Origin of the sequence: Romboutsia sp. 13368 (assembly GCF_018336475.1) — a bacterium.
In the GTDB taxonomy this organism is placed as follows: domain Bacteria; phylum Bacillota; class Clostridia; order Peptostreptococcales; family Peptostreptococcaceae; genus Romboutsia.
The window spans coordinates 1224288-1224596 of record NZ_CP048741.1; the positions used below are offsets into that span (position 1 = coordinate 1224288).

Annotated in this window: 1 protein-coding gene; it reads left to right on the forward strand. The window is 23.6% G+C overall.

From position 1 onward, the window contains the following. Nucleotides 1-58 precede the first annotated feature (58 nt). Nucleotides 59-309, forward strand: a 251-nt coding sequence (locus G3997_RS04985; RefSeq protein WP_330616268.1) for an EcsC family protein, incomplete at its 3' end; no start/stop codon positions are given.

Below are 309 nucleotides of genomic sequence, written 5' to 3' on the forward strand. Positions count from 1 at the left end.
TAAAATGGAAAATTATAATGATATAAAATTAAAAGAATTAGAAATATGGAAAAATRAAATGAGAAAGAARCCMTCTCTTTTAAATAAAGCTTCAAAAGGAGTTCAGAATAAATTTAATTCTGTACTACCTGATAATTATCATAATATAGTTACTTCTGCTATAAAAAATATGACTRAGGTTGTTTTATTTGGTTCTAAATATACTACTAAAAAGCCATTAATAGGACTTTCTTTAAAAGAAAGAGATGATTTAGCATATGATAAGATAAAAACTTATAAAAATACTGCTATGATTGAAGGAGCAGGTAC